This window comes from Frigidibacter sp. ROC022 (assembly GCF_024723735.1).
GTDB lineage: Bacteria > Pseudomonadota > Alphaproteobacteria > Rhodobacterales > Rhodobacteraceae > SLM-1.
On record NZ_JANQDU010000021.1, the window covers coordinates 1 to 644 of the forward strand.

At 60.1% G+C, this 644-nt stretch carries 1 protein-coding gene; it reads left to right on the forward strand.

The features are described 5' to 3' along the window. A partial coding sequence (locus NUW50_RS21335; RefSeq protein ID WP_258291213.1) for a LamG-like jellyroll fold domain-containing protein occupies positions 1-644 on the forward strand: 644 nt, incomplete at both ends.

Here is a 644-nt window from a genome sequence, read left to right on the forward strand (position 1 = left end):
GCCCGAGCCAACCCCGGCTCCTGAACCGACACCTACGCCGGAGCCGGAACCAACTCCGACACCCGAGCCGGAACCGACACCCACCGAGCCCCAGCCCACGCCAGTGGATGGTGCGGTCTACTCACTTCTCGGCGATCATGAGATTTCCAGCACCAAGGATGTGATCGAGCTCAAGCCGGACGCCAAATTTGAGCTCGACGCGGCAACCGTCGCCTTGACCTTCAACGCCGATACCGTCTCGGGACGTCATGGCCTGCTGTCGAAAGATGCCTCGGGCTACGGCGGTGGCGGCAACCACTTCACCTCATACATTGATAACGGCAAGCTGGTTGTCCGTTTTCAGGACGGAGCTTCGGACAAGACCTTCACCATCGACGGCATCAAGGCCAACGTCGACTACGATCTGCAGATCAGCTTTGATGGTGGCACGGTTTCCGCCATGCTGGATGGCCAGGTGTTCGGACAGGCTGCGTTCGACACCTCCTGGATGGACAACCACGAGTATCTCCAGGTCGGGGCCAACGGCTGGGCCAGCAAGTCCGGCGAAAGTGGCTTCACCCATGTCTTCGACGGCACGATCTCGGATGTCGTCATTGTGGAAGGCGTCCACTCCTATGACCAGATCCAGGATCTTCTGGACGATG